The organism is Curtobacterium sp. 320 (assembly GCF_031455235.1).
Classification (GTDB): domain Bacteria; phylum Actinomycetota; class Actinomycetes; order Actinomycetales; family Microbacteriaceae; genus Curtobacterium.
Genome location: NZ_JAVDSI010000016.1, coordinates 16,885 through 35,416 on the forward strand (window position 1 = coordinate 16,885; position 18,532 = coordinate 35,416).

18 protein-coding genes are annotated in these 18,532 nt (G+C 72.4%); 14 read left to right on the forward strand and 4 right to left on the reverse strand.

The features are described 5' to 3' along the window. Positions 1-45: 45 nt before the first annotated feature. Positions 46-402 carry a PRC-barrel domain-containing protein gene (locus J2X60_RS16710; RefSeq protein ID WP_070418952.1) on the forward strand — a complete coding sequence of 119 codons (357 nt, stop codon included), beginning with the start codon at positions 46-48 and terminating at the stop codon, positions 400-402. 117 nt (positions 403-519) lie between these two features. Continuing rightward, complete coding sequence (locus J2X60_RS16715) at positions 520-1,539, forward strand: SGNH/GDSL hydrolase family protein (RefSeq protein WP_309889088.1); 1,020 nt, start codon at positions 520-522, stop codon at positions 1,537-1,539. Here J2X60_RS16715 and J2X60_RS16720 read toward each other — a convergent pair. Continuing rightward, positions 1,491-2,399 (reverse strand): universal stress protein, encoded by a 909-nt coding sequence (locus J2X60_RS16720; protein WP_309889089.1) that lies wholly within the window; start codon positions 2,397-2,399, stop codon positions 1,491-1,493. The two genes, J2X60_RS16715 and J2X60_RS16720, sit on opposite strands and share 49 nt — an antisense overlap. A gap of 115 nt (positions 2,400-2,514) precedes the next feature. On the opposite strand from J2X60_RS16720, the gene J2X60_RS16725 reads away from it, so the two are divergent. From J2X60_RS16725 to J2X60_RS16735, 3 genes are all read left to right on the forward strand, one after another. Then, the gene (locus J2X60_RS16725; protein WP_092387156.1) at positions 2,515-2,967 is read left to right on the forward strand and encodes an NUDIX domain-containing protein; all 453 of its coding nucleotides are present in this window, start codon (positions 2,515-2,517) and stop codon (positions 2,965-2,967) included. Between the two features lie 128 nt (positions 2,968-3,095). Next, positions 3,096-5,123 (forward strand): carboxypeptidase regulatory-like domain-containing protein, encoded by a 2,028-nt coding sequence (locus tag J2X60_RS16730; RefSeq protein ID WP_309889090.1) that lies wholly within the window; start codon positions 3,096-3,098, stop codon positions 5,121-5,123. 266 nt (positions 5,124-5,389) lie between these two features. Continuing rightward, entirely contained in the window at positions 5,390-6,766 is a 1,377-nt protein-coding gene (locus J2X60_RS16735) for an MFS transporter (RefSeq protein WP_309889091.1), read from the forward strand. Between the two features lie 39 nt (positions 6,767-6,805). Here the strand turns inward: J2X60_RS16735 and J2X60_RS16740 are convergent, their stop codons facing one another. Then, positions 6,806-7,834, reverse strand: coding sequence for a hypothetical protein (locus J2X60_RS16740; protein WP_309779560.1), 1,029 nt, complete (start codon positions 7,832-7,834; stop codon positions 6,806-6,808). A gap of 90 nt (positions 7,835-7,924) precedes the next feature. On the opposite strand from J2X60_RS16740, the gene J2X60_RS16745 reads away from it, so the two are divergent. Further along, complete coding sequence (locus tag J2X60_RS16745) at positions 7,925-8,128, forward strand: hypothetical protein (protein ID WP_071294668.1); 204 nt, start codon at positions 7,925-7,927, stop codon at positions 8,126-8,128. Between the two features lie 24 nt (positions 8,129-8,152). Here the strand turns inward: J2X60_RS16745 and yidC are convergent, their stop codons facing one another. Continuing rightward, positions 8,153-8,890, reverse strand: coding sequence for a membrane protein insertase YidC (gene yidC, locus J2X60_RS16750; RefSeq protein WP_309779561.1), 738 nt, complete (start codon positions 8,888-8,890; stop codon positions 8,153-8,155). A gap of 67 nt (positions 8,891-8,957) precedes the next feature. Then, positions 8,958-9,233, reverse strand: coding sequence for a hypothetical protein (locus J2X60_RS16755; protein WP_309889093.1), 276 nt, complete (start codon positions 9,231-9,233; stop codon positions 8,958-8,960). A gap of 67 nt (positions 9,234-9,300) precedes the next feature. Between J2X60_RS16755 and ybaK the strand changes: the two genes are divergently transcribed. From ybaK to pdxT, 8 genes are all read left to right on the forward strand, one after another. After that, on the forward strand, positions 9,301-9,786 hold the full coding sequence (ybaK, locus tag J2X60_RS16760; RefSeq protein ID WP_070418963.1) for a Cys-tRNA(Pro) deacylase: 486 nt from the start codon (positions 9,301-9,303) through the stop codon (positions 9,784-9,786). A gap of 95 nt (positions 9,787-9,881) precedes the next feature. After that, entirely contained in the window at positions 9,882-12,476 is a 2,595-nt protein-coding gene (locus J2X60_RS16765) for an ATP-dependent Clp protease ATP-binding subunit (protein WP_309889096.1), read from the forward strand. A gap of 585 nt (positions 12,477-13,061) precedes the next feature. Next, entirely contained in the window at positions 13,062-13,295 is a 234-nt protein-coding gene (locus tag J2X60_RS16770; protein ID WP_309889098.1) for a hypothetical protein, read from the forward strand. Positions 13,296-13,650: 355 nt separating this feature from the next. Next, entirely contained in the window at positions 13,651-14,193 is a 543-nt protein-coding gene (locus J2X60_RS16775; RefSeq protein WP_070418966.1) for an adenine phosphoribosyltransferase, read from the forward strand. A 62-nt stretch (positions 14,194-14,255) separates the two neighbouring features. Next, positions 14,256-16,307, forward strand: a complete 2,052-nt coding sequence (thrS, locus tag J2X60_RS16780; RefSeq protein ID WP_396127809.1) for a threonine--tRNA ligase — start codon at positions 14,256-14,258, stop codon at positions 16,305-16,307. After that, a complete protein-coding gene (locus tag J2X60_RS16785) occupies positions 16,307-16,990 on the forward strand; it encodes an HIT domain-containing protein (protein WP_309889100.1) in 684 nt (227 codons plus the stop codon). Before thrS ends, J2X60_RS16785 begins: the two co-directional genes overlap by 1 nt. A gap of 12 nt (positions 16,991-17,002) precedes the next feature. Then, positions 17,003-17,923 carry a pyridoxal 5'-phosphate synthase lyase subunit PdxS gene (pdxS, locus tag J2X60_RS16790; RefSeq protein WP_070418967.1) on the forward strand — a complete coding sequence of 307 codons (921 nt, stop codon included), beginning with the start codon at positions 17,003-17,005 and terminating at the stop codon, positions 17,921-17,923. Beyond that, positions 17,917-18,513: a pyridoxal 5'-phosphate synthase glutaminase subunit PdxT gene (pdxT, locus tag J2X60_RS16795; RefSeq protein WP_070418968.1), complete on the forward strand. Its 597-nt coding sequence runs from the start codon at positions 17,917-17,919 to the stop codon at positions 18,511-18,513. Before pdxS ends, pdxT begins: the two co-directional genes overlap by 7 nt. Positions 18,514-18,532: the final 19 nt, after the last annotated feature.

Sequence of the window (18,532 nt, forward strand, 5' to 3'; positions counted from 1 at the left end):
ACGGGGAGCGACCCGGACGCGCCGGGTGCTCGCGAGGAGGCGCACGTGTTCGAAGCCGCGAACATCCGGGACTGGATCGGCCTGCCGGTCGTCGACGAGGCGGACGACAAGGTCGGGACGCTCGAGAGCATCTACTACGACACCGCGACGTCCGAGCCTGCCTTCGGCGCGGTGACCACGGGGATGGTCGGCTTCCAGAAGCTCCTGTTCGTGCCCCTGACCGGAGCCCTCGTCGCGCCGAAGCACCTGCGTGTCGCGTACCCGAAGAAGACCATCAAGGCCGCGCCGACGATCGCGACCGACGGCGAGCTCGACGCGTCGCTCGAACCGGAGGTCTACCAGCACTACGGGCTCGAGTACCGCACCGGCAGCGGGGGAGAGCGGCGCCTGGGCCGTCGCTGACCGCGGCGCCCGGTCGGTCGCTGACCGCGGCAGCCGGGTCGACCGGTTAGCCTGGTCCGTCCGACCCGTCCCTGGAGGCCGAACCTGCTCCGCTCCGTCCGCTCGACGCTGCTCGCCGTGGTGGCGGTCTTCGTCGTGCTCGCCGGATCGGTCGCGGGTGGTGGTGCGTCGTCGGCTGCGCCGACGTGGCCGGTCCCGCAGCCCTACCCGGTGACCGGTGTGCCGGCGGAGACGCTCGCGGACATCCCGCCGGGCAGCGAGTACGTCGCGCTCGGCGACTCGTACTCCGCCGGGTACGGGCTGTCCGACCCGACGCACCTGCCGACGAGTGCGTGCGGGCAGTCCGCCCAGGACTACCCGCACCGCATCGCCGCGCGCTTCGGGCTCGCCCTCACCGACGTCACGTGCGGTGGCGCCACGAGCGACGACGTCACGAGCGGCTTCCAGTTCAAGGGTGTGCCCCCGCAGATCCGGTCGCTGTCCGAGCGCACCCGCCTGGTGACGCTGACGATCGGTGGGAACGACGCCGACCTCTTCGGCACGGCGGCGTCCTGCCTCGCGCTCTCGGCGAAGGGCCCGGTGTTCTCCGGTCGCGACGCACCGTCCTGCCGGAGCACGCTCGTGACCGACGGCGAGGACCTGCTCGGCACGAAGATCGAGTCCCGCGTCGCCCTCGGCATCGCCGACACCCTCGCCACGGTCAAGGAGGCCGCGCCGAACGCGACGATCGTCTTCCTCGGGTACCCGGCGATCTTCCCGGACGCCGACCACACGCCGAAGGGCGGCTGCTTCCGGTCCGCCCTCGACCTCGGGACGCTCGCGGGGTCCTTCCCGACGAACTCGTACCCGTTCACGAACACCGACGTGCGGTACCTGCACGGCGTGCAGGAGGCGCTGAACGACGTCTCGGCGTCGGCGGCACGGGCGGCCGGGGTCCGGTTCGTGGACGTGTTCTCGTCCACCCAGGCGCACTCGGCGTGCGCGACGAAGAAGCCCTACGTGTCGGGCGTCTCGCTCGACGGCACCGGCGACCTGCGGCGGATCGACCTCGAGCCGGGCGCCCTGCACCCGAACACGCGAGGCGTCGCCTACCTCACGAAGCGCGTGGCATCCGCTGCGCGCGACCTCGCCGGCTGACCGGTCGCGGCGGGGACCTCCGCGCCGCCGACGTCGTGTGCGCCGTGCGCCGCCCGTGGGACCACGCACACCGGCGATGCTGTCTCCCGCAGGACGTCGTGCAGCACCGACCCCGAGAGCGCCGTCACGTGCCCGAGGCCGAGCACGACGAGCGAGGCACGGCGGGTGTGCGCCGCGATCGCACGGCCCGGGTGCCCCTCGACGAGCAGCGGGTGGAACCGGACGCCGGGGTACCGAGCGGTCAGGGCCGTCGTGACCCGCTGCAGCAGCTCGGCGTTCCGGGTGCGCCACCGCAACGGGTCCTCGGCGAAGTCCGTGAGGCCCGTGCGGGTCAGCACCGGCATCTCCCAGGCACGCAGGAGCGTCACGCGACGGTGGAGTCGGTGCGCCTCGTCGACGGCGATCGCGAGGGCGCGTTCGTCGATCGGCTCCTCGACCGCGAGGACGACGTCGCCGTCGATCGGGTGCGGCCCCTCCGGCACGACGACCGTCGGCACCGCTGCACGTTCGGCGACCCGCGCCGGGTCCCCACCAGCCGTCGAACCGCGCCGGCCACGGAAGGTCCCGACGACGAGCAGGTCGCCACCGTCCGACTCCTCGACGAGTGCCGCGGCGAAGGGCCCGGCGTGCCGACGCACCTCGACCCGGACGTCGGGCATCGCGGTGCGGGCAGCGTCCGCCAGGGCGTCGGCCACGCGCTTGCCGTCCGGTCCGGTGCGCCCTTCGATCGCCGGGTCCACGCCGATGACCCGGATGCGCTCGATGCCCGTGCCGACCCGGGACGTGACCCAGCGCAGGGCTTCCTCGTGCGGCTTCGCCGCGTCGGCGGCCAGTGTGACCGTCGTCCACCGTTCGTCCATCCCGATCGACCTCCTCGTCCGGGGTCCTCCGGGGGCGTCGCCATGGCGCTCCTTGCGCTGCAAACTACTCCCGTTGCCCGCTGTGTCGCCGTTGCCCGCTGTGTAGCCTCGCGCTGTGGTGTTGAGCGCTGGACTCCTGCTGTACCGGGCCGACGACGCCGGCGTGCAGGTCTGGATCGCGCACATGGGCGGGCCGTTCTGGCGGAACCGCCCGCGCGCGTGGTCGATCCCGAAGGGGATCGTCGAGGGGGACGAGGACCCGCTCGACACCGCACGGCGTGAGTTCGCCGAGGAGATCGGGGTCGCCGCACCGGACGGACCGGTGACCGACCTCGGCGAGGTGCGGCAGGCGTCCGGCAAGCGCGTGCGGGTGTTCGCGGTCGACGCCCCGGGCTTCTCGGTCGATCGGGTGCGGTCGAACACGGCGCGGATCGAGCTGCCGCGGGGCTCCGGACGGTTCGTCGAGGTGCCGGAGGTCGACGACGCGCGGTGGGTCCCGATCGACGAGGCGCGCTCGATGGTCGTCGCGGGACAGGTCGCGGCGCTGGACCGGCTGACCGCGGAGTGATCGACCATCACGAACGCGTCTCGTTCTGGACGGACTTCGCGCCCCGTGGATAGCCTGAGCAAGCGTCGAGAATCCGGCGTCTGGCTCAGGGACCAGGTCAGCACGAGCAGGGGAGCACGATGCGGCGCTTGCGCACCGTCACGGCGGCACTGACCGCCCTCGCACTCGGAGGGGGACTCGCGCTCGTCGGCGCGTCGTCCGCCTCCGCTGAACCGGTCGGACACTGGGGGACGTTCACCCTCGCCGGCCAGAGCAAGGCCTACACCGGCACCGTCAGCATGCCTGGCTTCCCGGAGACCACCTTCACGTCCAACTCGCGGCAGTCGACGGTGATCAGCGGCAACTCGACCTGGCAGGGCCCGAACACCGGTTCGGGCACGGCGTACGGGTCGAGTCGCGGCAACACCTACCTCAACCAGCGACCGCTCGCCGATGCGGCCGGCCAGCCGTCGGTCACCACGTACACGTTCGCGGAGCCGACACCGGGCGCGAGCAGCTGGTCCTTCGTGCTCGGCGACGTCGACGCCGACCGTGCGACGATCTCGGCGGTCACACAGTCCGGCGCCGCCGCGACCGCCGCCGACCTCGGGTTCCAGAGCGTCTACAACTCGTGCTCGGCGACCTCGCCGGGTGGCTGGTCGTGCCCGGCGGATCCGGACGGGTCGACCGGGCGGGACGTCCCGATCTGGGACCCCGCCACGCTGACGCTCACGGGCAACACGGGCTCGGTGGACACCGCCGGCGCGACCGCCTGGTTCACGCCGACGACCCCGCTGACGAGCCTGACCATCACGTACGAGCGCCGGAGCGGGTTCCCCGTCTACCAGACGTGGTTCGCCGACCGCACCGCCGCGATCACCGGCACGGCCACGCTCGACGGCACGCCGATCCCCGGCGCGACCGTCACCGTGACGGCGCCGCGCGGGACCGTGTACACGACGACGACGGACGCCGAGGGGAAGTACGCGTTCCCCGAGCTCCCCGTCATCAACGACTACGAGGTGGCGATCACCGCTCCGCCCGGGGCGACGGGTGCCGCCACGGCGACGGGTGTCTCGTTGAACGGCGTCCCGGGAGGTGCGGACCAGGTCCGCGACTTCACGTTCACGTCGCCCACGGGGACCACCGCGGTGATCGGACAGGTCGTCGACGACGCGGGCAACCCTGCGGCGGACGTCCCCGTGGTCATCACCGACCCGAACGCGACCGCGCCGATCCAGACGGTCACGAACGACGAGGGCTACTACACGGCGTCAGGCCTGACCCCGAACACACCGGTCACCGTCGCCGTCGACGGGGCGGACCCGGTCACGGTCACGACGGGTGAGGCGGCTCCCGCGGCACCCACGCGGGCCGACCCGATCGAGACCGCCGCCGTCGCGAGCGTCGGCGGCGTCGTCCGCCTCGACGGGACACCGCAGGGCGGGGTGGCCGTGGAGCTGCTCGACGCGGCCGGCACGGTCGTCGCGACGGCGGTCACCGGCACTGACGGCTCGTACTCGTTCACGACGGTGGGTGGCACCTACACGGTCCGTTCGGCACTGCCGACACCGGACGCGACGGGCACGGCGACGAGCACCGCGGTGACGCTGGTCGGCGGCGGCGCGGACCAGACCCGTGACTTCGCCTTCACGACCCCGGCAGCGACCGAGGCGGTCACCACGAACGCGAACGGCCGTGTCCTGGACACGAACGACGCACCGGTCGCCGGACGCACCGTGACGGCCACGCCGGACGAGGCGGACTCGGGCGGACCCGTGACGGCCACCACCGGCGCCGACGGCCGGTACACGCTCGACGGCCTCGCCCCGTCGACCGACTACACCGTGTCGGTCTCCGGGAGCGACGCGACGGTCGGGTTCATGTCCGGTCTCGACGACACCGACGTGGTGTCCGTCGACGACCTCGTCGTCGCAGCCGCCGCGACCCCGAGCCCGACGCCGACCGCCACGCCGACGCCCTCGGCGAGCCCCGTCCCGACGACCGCGCCGGTCGCCGCGACGGGCTCCGGCCCGACGAACGGCGCCCTCGCCTACACGGGCGCCGACCTGACGCCGGGGCTCATCGCCGCGGGCGTGCTCGTGCTGCTCGGCGGCGGACTCCTGACGTTCCGCGCGGTGCGCAACCGTCGCCGGACGTCGCACCTGCAGGACTGACACCTGTCGCGCAACGGGGTGGGGCCGATCGGCCCCACCCCGTTCTGCGTCCCGGGAACAATTCCCGTACCTGCGCCGTTGGAGCGGTCCGAGGAAGTTCTCAGCGGCACCCCCTCGCGCCCCTCGCCACACCGTGCAAGACTGGAGGAGCGCACTCGCCGTGGAGTCGTACCCACAAGCACATCCACAGCTCGAGCGCGCAGTTCCTCGTCTCCTCCGACGTCGTCGCCGTGCGCCCGGACGTCCCCAGCGAGGAGGTCAGCCCCGTGTCAACCACCACCACCCGAACCTCGGCCGTGCCCACGCACACGCGGCCGATCACCGTGACGACCGGTTCGATCGTCGGCATCGCCGTGCTCGGGCTCGCCACGTTCTTCGCGATCACGACGGAGCTCATGCCGGTCGGGTTGCTCGGCACGATGAGCCACGACCTCGGGGTCTCCGAGTCGACCATGGGCATCGTCGTCACCGTGTACGCGGCGGCCGTGGCCCTGCTCGCGCTGCCCCTGACGTCGTTCACGGCCCGGCTGCCGCGCAAGGCGGTCCTCGTCGCGACCCTCGTCGGGTACGCCGTCTCCAACCTCATGGTGGCGCTCGCGCCGTCCTTCGCCGTGGTGTGCGCGGGACGGATCGTCGGCGGTGTGGCCCACGCGCTGTTCTTCTCCGTCGCCTCGGCGTACGCGACCCGGATCGTGCCTCCGCGCCTCGCGGGCCGTGCGATCGCATTCGTGTACTCGGGCAGCTCGCTCGGCTTCGTGCTCGGCGTCCCGATCGCGACCTGGGTCGCGCAGCACATCGGCTGGCGACCCGCCGTGGGTTCAGTGGCGGTCGCCTCGGCGGTGCTCGCAGGCGTTGCGCTCGCCTTCCTGCCGGCCGTGCGCGGTGCCTCCTCGCCGCACATCGGTTCGCCGCGCGCCTGGGCCCGGACCGGCCTGCTCTCGGTCGTCGTCGCCGACCTGCTCCTCTTCGCGGGCCACTACGTCGTCTACACGTACATCGGCCCGTACGCCATCGACGCCGGACTCGCGCCCGACCTGGTCTCCGGCGCGCTCCTCGTCCTGGGAGCCACCGGGGTCGTCGGACTCTGGCTCGCCGGACTGTTCGTCGACCGCGCTCCGCGGCAGACCCTGATCGTCTCGGTCGCCGTCATGGCTGCCGCGTTCGCCGTGCTGCCCTTCGTCCACGGATCGCTCGTGGGCACGATGACCGTCGCCGGCGTCTGGATGGCGGCGAACGGCACCACGGGCACGCTCTTCATGGCCGCTGCGATCCGCACCGGTGGCGTGTCGCCGGACATCGCCGGTGCGCTCGTGAACGGCGCCTCGAACATCGGGATCGCCGGCGGCGCGGCCCTCGGCGGCCAGGCCCTCGGCGCCGTCGGCCTCCAGTGGATGCCGTTCGCCGGTGGAGCGGTCCTCGTCGCGTCCCTCGGCGTCGTGATCGCCGCACGCAAGGGCTTCCCGGCGCGGACGCACGCGCAGGAGCACCTGTCGACGTCGTCGCTCGAGGCCATCACCTCCTCGCTCGCCGTCGTCACGACGTCGGTCCCGACGATCAGCCGGGCGATCCAGACGGTCACCGGATCGGTCGGGGTGGTCACCGGCACGATCCGGACGCGTCGATCCGGCGAACCGTCCGCCTAGGACCGGCCGGGCGGGCGCAGTCCGCACGGGCTCGATCGATCAGTTCTCGTTCGTCACGGTGCCCTGCACCCCGCCGCCCCGGAGGCTCAGCGTCAGCGTGCCGCTCATCGACTGCGCCGACAGCGAGACCGACCCGTGCAGCGCGTCCTGCCGCGGGTAGCACGCGGACGTCGACTCCAGCCGGTTCGCCGTCGCGACGAGGCAGATCGTCGAGCGGTCCGTCCCGACGCCGGCCCACACGCTCCAGGGCGTCTCGAACGAGCCGCCGTCGAGCGCGCGGTTCGTGAAGATGAGTCGCGTCGTCCGGAGCGTGACCGGCGCCTCGACCGGTCCCGGCAGCTGGTCGGCGTAGGTCTGCGGCGCGTCCAGCAGGTCCTCGAGCGTGATCGTCCCGGCACTCGGCGTCACGCTCGGCGCCGCCGCCGGGTCCGGCCTCGAGGTCCCGACCACCGTCCCCGCCGCGAACGCCACACCGACGGCCGCCGCGACGCCCAGCCCGATCCAGACCCGTGGCCGGGTCGTCCAGAGCACCCGTGCGGCTCGCGTTCGCCAGGCGCCGATGCGGTCCAGGAGGCGCGACCCGCCTCCGCCACGGTCACCCGGCTCCGTCTCGTGGTCCGGTCCGTCGGCGACCCCGCTCGTGTCGTCGGTCGCCGCCCGGTCGACCGGGCCCGGCCCACCCTCGGCGGCGGCAGCGCCCTGCGGTCCCACGTCCGGTGTCCGCGGCCCCGGTGTCGACGGCACCGAGACCGGACGCGGTGCCGACGTCGCCATCTGGTCGGCGACGGCGCCAGAGGAACCGGCGAGGGGCCGCGCGCCGCCGGTGCCGAACGGGCTCGTCGTGCCGGACGTGACGGCCCGGTCGGAGCCCGCCGCGGAGGTCGGACGCGACCGCCCCGTCGACCGGGCCCGCGGGGAGACGGGAGCCGCGCCTCCTGGACCGCGCCGTCCTCGGCCGAGCCGCTCGAGGGCGAGCCGCGCTGCGGCCGCGTCGGTCTCGGAGGCGGCACCACCCCATGCGAGCGCCTCGAGCCGTGCTCGTTCTGCTGCCACGTCGTCGTCGGCCATGCGCACTCCCGGTCCGGTCGCACTGTCCGCCCATCGTCCCACCGGCGCCGTGCGGGCGCGCACCCAGTTCGCGGGGCGTAGACGGGGGTCATGAGCGACAAGCACGATCCCGACCCCGAGACCCTCGAGCCGCTGAGCCACGACACGCAGTCCGGGGAGGCCGACTACGTCGCGACGAGCCCGGGCGGGACGGGGACCGAGCGGCACGTCCCCCTGCCGGACGAGGAGCAGGGACGCGGCACCGAGTACGACCCCGTCGACCAGGGCCCGCAGCAGGAGGGCCAGGGCGGCTGACACGCCCGCCGCCCGACCGCGACGTCAGGCGAGCACGCGTCGCAGCACCGCACGCTCCCCGAGCGTCCACGCTGCACTCGTGACGACGTAGAGTGCGGCGGCCAGGGGCGCGATCGCGGCGAACACCACCGTGACGAACGGTGCCCACCGGCCGATCGCCGCCGTCGCACCCGCTCCCGGCACCGCGGCGTCCGGCGCCGCCGCCGGGTTCCACCGCAGGTTCGCGCGGCGGGTGAGCTCGACCACGAGGGCGAGCACGGCGAGCAGGAGCACCACGACCCACGCGTGCCACCAGAGCGGCGAGGTCACGACGACCACGAGCGAGTGCCCGAGCGGGACGCCCGCGAGCGTGGCCGTCAGCAGGGTGTTCACCGTGCCGTCGATCGAGGCGTGCGTGAACAGTGTGTACACGAGCGACAGCACCGGTGCCTGGGCGAGGACGGGCAGGCACCCGGCGAGCGGCGAGACCTTCTCGTTCGTGTAGAGCTCCTGCATCGCACGCTGCAGCCGTTCGGCGTCCTTCGCGTGGCGCTTCCGGAGCGCGGCGATCTGCGGGGCGAGGCGTCGGCGGTCCCGTTCCGCGCGGACCTGCAGCACGGCGAGCGGGACGAGCACGGCTCGGACCACGAGGGTGAGCAGCACGACGGCGACGGCGGCGGCGAGCCCTCCGGCGACGGGGGAGAGCGCCGCGGTGGTCGCGGCGAGGAGGTCGGCGCCGCCGTGCAGCAGCGGCCCGAGGAGGGGCAGGGTGGTGAGGTCCATGACGTTCCGATCGGTTCGGTGGGAGGGGTCGCGTGTACGGCCCGTCCACCGGTCGGTGGTCAGGGCCTCAGGCGACGGCTCCCGGTGCCCGGGGTCGGGCGTGCCCGTCGGCGTCGGGGTGGCTCCACGCGATCCGCGTCACAAGGTCGGCCGGGGCGCGCGACGACAGCGACCGGACCGGGACCAGGCCGAGGACGATCGCGAGGACGCCGGCGACCAGCACCGCGACCGCCACGGCCGTGAGCCCGAGCGCGGCGACCGCGAGGAGCGGGACGGCGCCGACCGACGGGTCGCCGAGCACCATCGCGGCGGCGGCGCGCAGCAGGAGTTCGACGACGGTCATGGTCCGTTCAGGGTAACGCCCGCGCGCCGTCGTGGGGGAAGTGGCTGGTCACGGCAGGATCGTGCCCATGACCGCAGGTTCGCCGAGCACCCCAGCGACCGCCGCCCTCGAGCGGGCAGGGGTCGCGTACACGCCGCACGTGTACGAGCACCACGAGACCGCCACGAACTTCGGCGAGGAGGCCGCGGCCGCCCTCGGGCTCCGCGAGGAGCAGGTGTTCAAGACCCTCGTGGTGTCGGTCGACGGTGCCCTGGCCGTGGCGATCGTCCCGGTGGCGAACCGGCTCGACCTCAAGGCGATCGCGGCTGCCGTCGGCGGGAAGAAGGCGACGCTCGCGGACCCGGCCCTCGCCGAGAAGCGCACGGGCTACGTGGTGGGCGGGATCAGCCCGGTCGGGCAGAAGACGAAGCTGCCGACCGTGGTGGACGAGTCGGCGCTCTCCTACGCGAGCATCTTCGTGTCCGGCGGGCGTCGCGGCTTCGACATCGAGGTGTCCCCGGCGGACCTCGTGCGCATCACCGAGGCGACAGCAGCACCGATCGCACGGACCTGAGCCGGGTCGCCGCAAGTTTCTTCCACGACCGGGAATGACCCGGTCCCTCCTGCGTTGCATTGAGTCGAAGGCACTCAAGTTCCCAGGAGGTCCCTTTGCCAGCAACGTTCGGCCCGACCGGCGGCAACGACTCGTTCGACGAGTTCCTCGCCCGCCTGCTCGCGGCACAGGACTCCGGCGCCCAGCGATCCGTACCGCTGGGACGCCCGGTCGACATCACGCGACTGCTCAGCCGTCGCACCCACGAGCTGCTCCAGCGCACCGCCGAGTTCGCGGCCGAGCAGGGGCAGCACGAGATCGACGCCCTGCACGTCCTGCACGTGCTCGTCCGCACCGACCCGTTCACCGCGGTCCTCCGGCACGCCGGGATCGACCCCGAGCAGTTCGCGGAGGAGGTCGAGCAGCGCCTGCCGATGGCGCGCGAACCCCGCCAGCAGCCCGACGGTCGCCCGGCCCTGACCGGGACCGCGCAGCGGATCCTGCTCGAGGCCACCCAGGCCGCCCGCGGGTTCGGCAGCACCTACACCGATCCCGAGCACGTCTTCTTCGCGCTCGTCATGGACCAGGACACCGTCACCGGGCAGCTGCTCGCCAGTGCCGGCGTCACCCCGCAGGTCATGCAGGACTACGCCGCGCAGGCCGCGGCGGCCGCCAGGGAGGGGCGCACGATGCCCACGAGCACCGACCAGACCACCGACACCGAGAGCGACACCCCGACGCTCGACCAGTTCGGCACCGACCTCACCGAGCGGGCCCGCGACGGCCGCATCGACCCGGTGATCGGCCGCGCCGACGAGATCGAGCAGACCGTCGAGATCCTGCTCCGTCGCACCAAGAACAACCCCGTCCTCATCGGCGAGCCCGGCGTCGGCAAGACCGCCATCGTCGAGGGACTCGCCCAGCGCATCGCCGACGGCGACGTGCCCGTGCTGCTGCAGGGCAAGCGCGTGGTCGCCCTCGACCTCGCCGGCATGCTCTCCGGCACGCGCTACCGCGGCGACTTCGAGGAGCGCCTCACGAAGGCGATGGACGAGATCGCGGCGCACGCCGACGAGCTCATCGTGTTCGTGGACGAGCTGCACACCGTCGTCGGAGCCGGTGGTGGCGGCGAGGGCGGTTCGATGGACGCCGGTAACATCCTCAAGCCCCGGCTGGCCCGTGGCGACCTGCACATGGTCGGCGCGACCACGCTGAACGAGTACCGCCGGATCGAGAAGGACGCCGCACTCGAGCGTCGCTTCCAGCCGGTCACGGTGGGGGAGCCGAGTGTCGAGGACGCCGTCGCCATCCTGACCGGACTCGCCCCGCGCTACGAGGAGCACCACAGCGTCACCTACACGCCGGACGCCCTGCGCGCCTCGGTCGAGCTCTCGCACCGCTACGTCACCGACCGGCACCTGCCGGACAAGGCCATCGACCTCATCGACCAGGCCGGCGCACGTCGTCGCCTGGCCCTGTCGGGCGACGTCGACGTCGAGGCGCTCCGCGCACAGGTCGCGACGCTCACCGCGTCGAAGGACGCGGCCGTCGCCGAGGAGCACTACGAGGAAGCGTCGCGCCTGCGCGACGAGATCGACGGACTGGAGGCGCGGATCACCGCCGCCGGATCGGCCGACGCAGGTCGCGCCTCCGGTCCGGAATCCGTGGGCACCTCGATCACGGAGGAGGACATCGCGGCCGTCGTGTCGCGTGCCACCGGGATCCCGGCGACCCGCCTGACGCAGGGCGACCGCTCCCGGCTCGCCGCGCTCGAGGACGAACTCCACCAGCGCGTCGTCGGCCAGGACGACGCCGTGCGGGCGATCGCGACCGCGGTGCGGCGCAGCCGGACCGGCATGGGCGACCCCCGTCGTCCGGTGGGCAGCTTCCTGTTCCTCGGTCCGACCGGTGTCGGCAAGACCGAGCTCGCGAAGGCGTTGGCCGGGTCGCTGTTCGGCGACGAGTCGGCGATGCTGCGCTTCGACATGAGCGAGTTCGGCGAGCGGCACACCGTGTCGCGGTTGGTCGGCGCCCCTCCCGGGTACGTCGGCTACGACGAGGCCGGGCAGCTGACCGAGCGTGTCCGTCGGAACCCGTACTCGGTCGTCCTGCTCGACGAGGTCGAGAAGGCGCACCCGGACGTGTTCAACCTGCTGCTGCAGGTGCTCGACGACGGTCGGCTGACGGACGGCCAGGGCCGCACGGTGGACTTCCGGAACACCGTCGTGATCATGACGTCGAACATCGGCTCGGAGTTCCTCGCGTCGCGCTCCGGTGCGCTCGGCTTCGCGCCGGTCGGCTCCGGGGACGGGTTCGCCGAGGACGACCTGCGCGCCCGGGTCATGGGCAAGCTCCGCGAGGCGATGCGGCCGGAGTTCATCAACCGCATCGACGAGATCGTGCTGTTCCGCAAGCTCGACCGCTCGCAGATCGAGTCGATCGTGTCGCTCCTGCTCGAGGACACCGCGCTCCGCCTCGTCGCCCAGGGGATGACCCTGACGGTGACGGACGCCGCGGTCGGGTGGCTCGCCGAGCACGGCTACGAGCCGGAGTACGGCGCCCGCCCGCTCCGTCGGCTGATCCAGCGCGAGGTCGACGACCGCATCGCGAGCCTCGTGGTCGACGAGGCCGTGGCTGCGGGCGACACCGTCCGGGTCGACGTGGTCGACGGCGCGCTCGACGCCACGGTCGCGGTCCCCGCCGCGGTCTAGGCACCTCGTCCGCATCGAACGCCCCGGTACCCCTCGTGGGACCGGGGCGTTCTGTGTGTGCGGCGTCCCCGAACTGTTCAGGAATGCAATTCCGGACGAATCTCGAGAAAAGGGTTGCGCGGGGAATGGCGGTGTGGATAGTGTTCACGAGCAGCAATCACCGCGTCAGCACGAGACCGAGAGGGGGCCTGACCATGATGTTCACCGAAACGACTCCGTTCCGTGGAATCCGTACGTCCGGCGGCACCCCGATCCGGGTCCGCTGACACGGGGCGTCCCACACCAGTCGCATCTCCGACCGGCCCGTCCGCGCTGAGGTCATCCTCGCCGTCCGGTGCCGTTCCGACCTTCGGTCGCACTCGTCCGTCGCCCTCGTGGTGACGCACTCGGCGTGTGCCCGACACCGGTCGTGAATGTCGGTGGCCGGTGCGACGCTCCTTCCATCGGCAGCAATTCCTGACCGCACCCGTCGTGCATTCTTCGACGGGGCGCGGAATGCATTCTCGCGCATTCATCTCCCTTGCCCGCGTTCCGGGCAGTACTGCCATGCCCTGGCAGTCGTCGTCACGCCTGAAAGGCACCACCTTGTCAACGAAGACCGTCAACCGTCCCCCCGATACCCGTGCGGTGCGCCGTCGGGTCTCGCTCTCCGACCGCATCGCACTCCGCATCGGGATGTCCCTGATCATCTGGAGTCGTCGGACGCACCACGTGCGTCCGTCGGTCGACCTCGAGACGCGCCGGCGCCTCGAACAGGAGCGCGCCGCCCGCGAGGCCGCGTGGCTCACGCAGGTCGGCATGCTCAACCGCTGGCGCTGAGCCGCGCGGCGCGGCGCGCTCCGCGGCGGCACGGCGCGCCTGTCTGCCCGCCGCACGGTGCGCTCTGCGCCGTCCGGTGCGTCGTGGACCACTCGGTGCGGGGTACCAGCCCCGCACCGAGTGGTCGCGCCCGCCGCGACCGGCGCGCGCCGCACCGTGCGCCGGAATCCGCCCAGCACGTCGGCGACAACACGGTGCGAGCTCGCGTCCAGCCACCAAGGAGGCAGCCCCGCACCGAGCCATCAACCGCGCACGGTGCGAGGCGGGGCGGGCGCGCACCGCGCCTCCCGAGCAACCGACCGCGCGCGGTGCGGGGCGGGTCGGGCGCACGCCGCGCCTCCCGTACCGTTGTCGGGTGACCGAAACCGCAGCTGCACTCGTCGAACGCCTCACCGCCATCGTCCCGGACTTCCCGTCGCCGGGGATCCTGTTCCGCGACGTCACGCCGGTGTTCTCCGACGCCGTCGCGTTCGGCCGCGTGTGCGAGGCACTCGCAGCACCCTTCGCGATCGGCGAGGGCTTCGCCGCCGTCGCCGGCATCGAGGCCCGCGGCTTCGCACTGGCCGGCGGGATCGCCGCGCAGCACCAGGTCGGCGTCCTCACCGTCCGCAAGGCGGGCAAGCTCCCCGGCGAGGTCCTCAGCGAGCAGTACGCGCTCGAGTACGGCGAGGCCGAGCTCGAGCTCCGCCCCGGGCAGCTGCCCGCGGGCACACGCGTGCTCGTGGTCGACGACGTCCTCGCGACCGGGGGCACCGCTGCCGCGACCGTGACCCTGCTCGAGCGCGCCGGCTACGAGGCGATCGGCTTCGCCGCGCTGCTCGAACTCGACGGCCTGTCGGGTCGCGAGCGCCTCGAACCGCGCCTGCCCGTGCAGACCCTCGGCGCCGTCCCCGCGTGAGCCTCGGCGGGCGCCCCGCGCACTAGTCTTGATCCACCATCCAACCGAGGAGTCCCATCATCGTGACCGAGTCAGTCGCCGCAGCGCCGGAAGGCGCGTCGCCGGACAACGCCGAGCCCGCAGCCGTGCCCCAGGCACCCGAGCCCCGCACCGCGACGACGACCACGACGGGCACCGAGCTTTTCGACGGCGTCCGCGGCGTCGTGGCGATCCGTGTCGCGGGTGTGCTCAAGGACCTCGCGGCCTCGGTCGACGCCGGTGACGTCGTCGAGCCGGTGACCCTCGACGAGCAGGACGGCCTCGACATCCTGCGCCACTCGGCCGCGCACGTGCTCGCGCAAGCGGTGCAGCAGATCAACCCCGACGCCAAGCTCGGCATCGGCCCGCCCGTCACCGACGGCTACTACTACGACTTCGACGTCGCCGAGCCCTTCACACCGGAGGACCTCAAGGCGATCGAGAAGGGCATGGACCGGATCATCCGGCAGGCTCAGCGCTTCCGCCGCGTCGTCGTCACCGACGAGGAAGCCCGCGAGCGCATGGCGGGGGAGCCGTACAAGCAGGAGCTCATCGGCCTCAAGGGCGCTGCGGACGCCGGCGACTCCGGCGAGAGCGTCGAGGTCGGTGCCGGCGAGCTGACGGTCTACGAGAACGTCGACCCGAAGACGGGCGAGGTCGTCTGGCAGGACCTCTGCCGCGGCCCGCACCTGCCGCACACCCGCATCATCGGCAACGCGTCGAAGCTCATGCGCGTCGCCGCGGCGTACTGGCGCGGCTCGGAGAAGAACCCGCAGCTCCAGCGCGTGTACGGCACCGCGTGGCCCGACAAGGACCAGCTCAAGGCCTACCTGCTCCGGCTGGAAGAGGCTGCGAAGCGCGACCACCGCAAGCTCGGCGCCGAGCTCGACCTGTTCTCCTTCCCCGACGAGATCGGGTCCGGTCTGGCGATCTTCCACCCGAAGGGCGGCATCATCCGCCGCGAGATGGAGGACTACTCGCGCCGTCGGCACGAGCAGGAGGGCTACTCGTTCGTCTACACGCCCCACATCACCAAGGGCGACCTGTTCGAGACCTCCGGGCACCTCGGCTGGTACAAGGACGGCATGTTCCCGGCCATGCACATGGACGAGGCACGCGACGAGGACGGCAACATCACCCGCCAGGGCGCCGACTACTACCTCAAGCCCATGAACTGCCCGATGCACATCCTGGCGTACCGCTCGCAGGCCCGGTCCTACCGCGACCTGCCCCTGCGGATGTTCGAGTTCGGCACGGTCTACCGCAACGAGAAGTCCGGCGTCATCCACGGCCTCACCCGCGTGCGCGGCCTGACCCAGGACGACGCGCACATCTTCACCACGCAGGAGAAGATGAAGGAGGAGCTCACCACGACCCTCCAGTTCGTGCTCTCGCTGCTCCGCGACTACGGCCTCGACGACTTCTACCTCGAGCTCTCCACGAAGGACCCCGAGAAGTACGTCGGCGACGACGACGTGTGGGACGTCGCCACGAACACCCTGCGCGAGGTGGCGGAGGAGACCGGACTCGAACTCGTGCCGGACCCCGCCGGTGCTGCCTTCTACGGCCCGAAGATCTCCGTGCAGGCCCGTGACGCCATCGGCCGCACCTGGCAGATGTCGACCGTCCAGCTCGACTTCAACCTGCCCGAGCGCTTCGGCCTCGAGTACGCGGCGGCGGACGGCACGCGGCAGCGCCCCGTCATGATCCACCGCGCGCTGTTCGGTTCGATCGAGCGGTTCTTCGGCGTCCTCACCGAGCACTACGCCGGCGCGTTCCCGGCCTGGCTCTCGCCGGTCCAGGTCGTCGCGATCCCGGTCGCGGCGGAGTACGGCGACTACCTCGACGAGGTCGTCGCGAAGCTGCGCTCGCACGGCGTCCGTGCCGAGGTCGACCACTCGGACGACCGCATGCAGAAGAAGATCCGCACGCACACGAAGCAGAAGGTGCCGTTCCAGCTCATCGCGGGCGGCGACGACCGCGACGCCGGCGCGGTCTCGTTCCGCTTCCGCGACGGTCGACAGGACAACGGTGTGCCCGTGGACGATGCGGTCGAGCGCATCCTCACCGCGATCCGCGAGCGCGCGCAGGTCTGATGACCCCTCCAGGAGGCACGGATCCCGTCGGTGGGACGGGTCGCGTCGACGACGCGGCCGGTCCCACCGCCGTGCCCGCTCCCGACCCGTCGGGTCCGGCCGGCGCGGCTGGCTCCGGCGGGGCGGACGACCCGCTCGTGATCCGCGACGCCGCGACCGGCGCCGCGGTGCCCGATGCGTTCCAGCGCCTCTGGAACCCGCACCGGATGGCGTACATCGACGCCGGGCGCGAGGGCAGGGGCCGCGGCCACGACGACGACTGCCCGTTCTGCGAGGCCCCGCACAAGTCCGATGAGGACGGCCTCATCGTCGCGCGGGGCGAGCACGCCTACGTCCTGCTCAACCTGTTCCCGTACAACAACGGGCACCTGCTCGTCTGCCCGTACCGCCACGTGCCGCTCTACGACGAGGCGACGCTGGACGAACTCCGCGAGATCGGCGAGCTCACCCAGACGGCGATGCGCGTCCTGCGTGCCGTGTCGCACTGCGACGGCTTCAACATCGGGATGAACCAGGGCGAGGTCGCCGGCGCGGGTGTGGCCGGCCACCTGCACCAGCACATCGTGCCACGGTGGCAGTCGGACGCGAACTTCTTCCCGATCATCGCGCGGACGAAGTCGATGTCCCAGCTGCTCGGCGAGACCCGCCGACTCGTCGCCGAAGGGTGGCCGTCGGAGCACTAGACTGTCGGCATCATGAGCGACAGCAGCAGCACCACGAGCACCCCCGGCACCTCGATCACCGGCTCGGACCGCGTCAAGCGCGGCCTCGCCGAGATGCTCAAGGGCGGCGTGATCATGGACGTCGTCGACGCCGAGCAGGCCCGCATCGCGGAAGAGGCCGGCGCGACCGCCGTCATGGCCCTCGAGCGGGTTCCCGCCGACATCCGCGCGCAGGGTGGCGTCGCCCGCATGTCCGACCCGTCGATGATCGAGGAGATCATCGCGAGCGTGTCGATCCCCGTCATGGCGAAGGCCCGCATCGGCCACTTCGTCGAGGCGCAGGTGCTGCAGGAGCTCGGCGTCGACTACATCGACGAGTCCGAGGTGCTGTCGCCGGCCGACTACGTCAACCACATCGACAAGTGGAACTTCACCACCCCCTTCGTCTGCGGTGCGACCAACCTGGGCGAGGCGCTCCGTCGCATCACCGAGGGCGCGGCGATGATCCGCTCCAAGGGCGAGGCCGGCACGGGTGACGTGTCCGAGGCCACCAAGCACATCCGCACGATCAACAAGGAGATCGCGGCGCTGCGCCACCTCAAGGAAGACGAGCTCTACGTCGCCGCGAAGGACCTGCAGGCCCCGTTCGACATCGTGAAGGAGGTCGCACAGACCGGCAAGCTCCCCGTGGTGCTCTTCACCGCCGGTGGCGTCGCGACCCCGGCCGACGCCGCGATGATGATGCAGCTCGGCGCGGACGGCGTGTTCGTCGGCTCCGGCATCTTCAAGTCCGGCGACCCGGCCAAGCGTGCCGCCGCGATCGTCAAGGCCACGACCTTCCACGACGACCCCAAGGTCATCGCCGAGGTCTCCCGTGGTCTGGGCGAGGCGATGGTCGGCATCAACGTCGCCGACGTCCCCGCACCGCACCGTCTCGCCGAGCGCGGCTGGTGAGCGCCCGGCCCCGCATCGGGGTCCTCGCGCTGCAGGGCGACTTCCGTGAGCACATCGCGTCGCTGACGGAACTCGGTGCCGACGTGGTGCCGCTCCGTCGCCCGGAGGAGATCGGCGCCCTCGACGGCGTCGTCATCCCGGGCGGGGAGTCGAGCGTCATGGACAAGCTCGCGCGTGCCTTCGGCGTGGCCGAGCCGCTGTCCGAGGCGATCCGCGGCGGGCTGCCGACGTATGGGACCTGCGCGGGCATGATCATGCTCTCCTCGCGCATCGCCGCCGGCATCCCCGGGCAGCAGACGCTCGACGTGCTCGACACGACGGTGCGCCGCAACGCCTTCGGCAGCCAGAACGACTCGTTCGAGATCGACATCCCGATGCCGGCCCTCGGCGAGGCCCCGGTGCACGCGGTGTTCATCCGCGCGCCCGTGGTGGAGCAGCACGGCCCCGGGGTCGATGTCCTCGGCGCGCTCCCCGACGGGCAGGTCGTCGCGGTCCAGCAGGGCGCCGTCATCGCGAGTGCGTTCCACCCCGAGGTCGCCGGCGAGGACCGCTTCCACCGGCGCTTCCTCGACCTCGTCCGCGCCGCCTGACGCCGACCGGCCGGTCGCT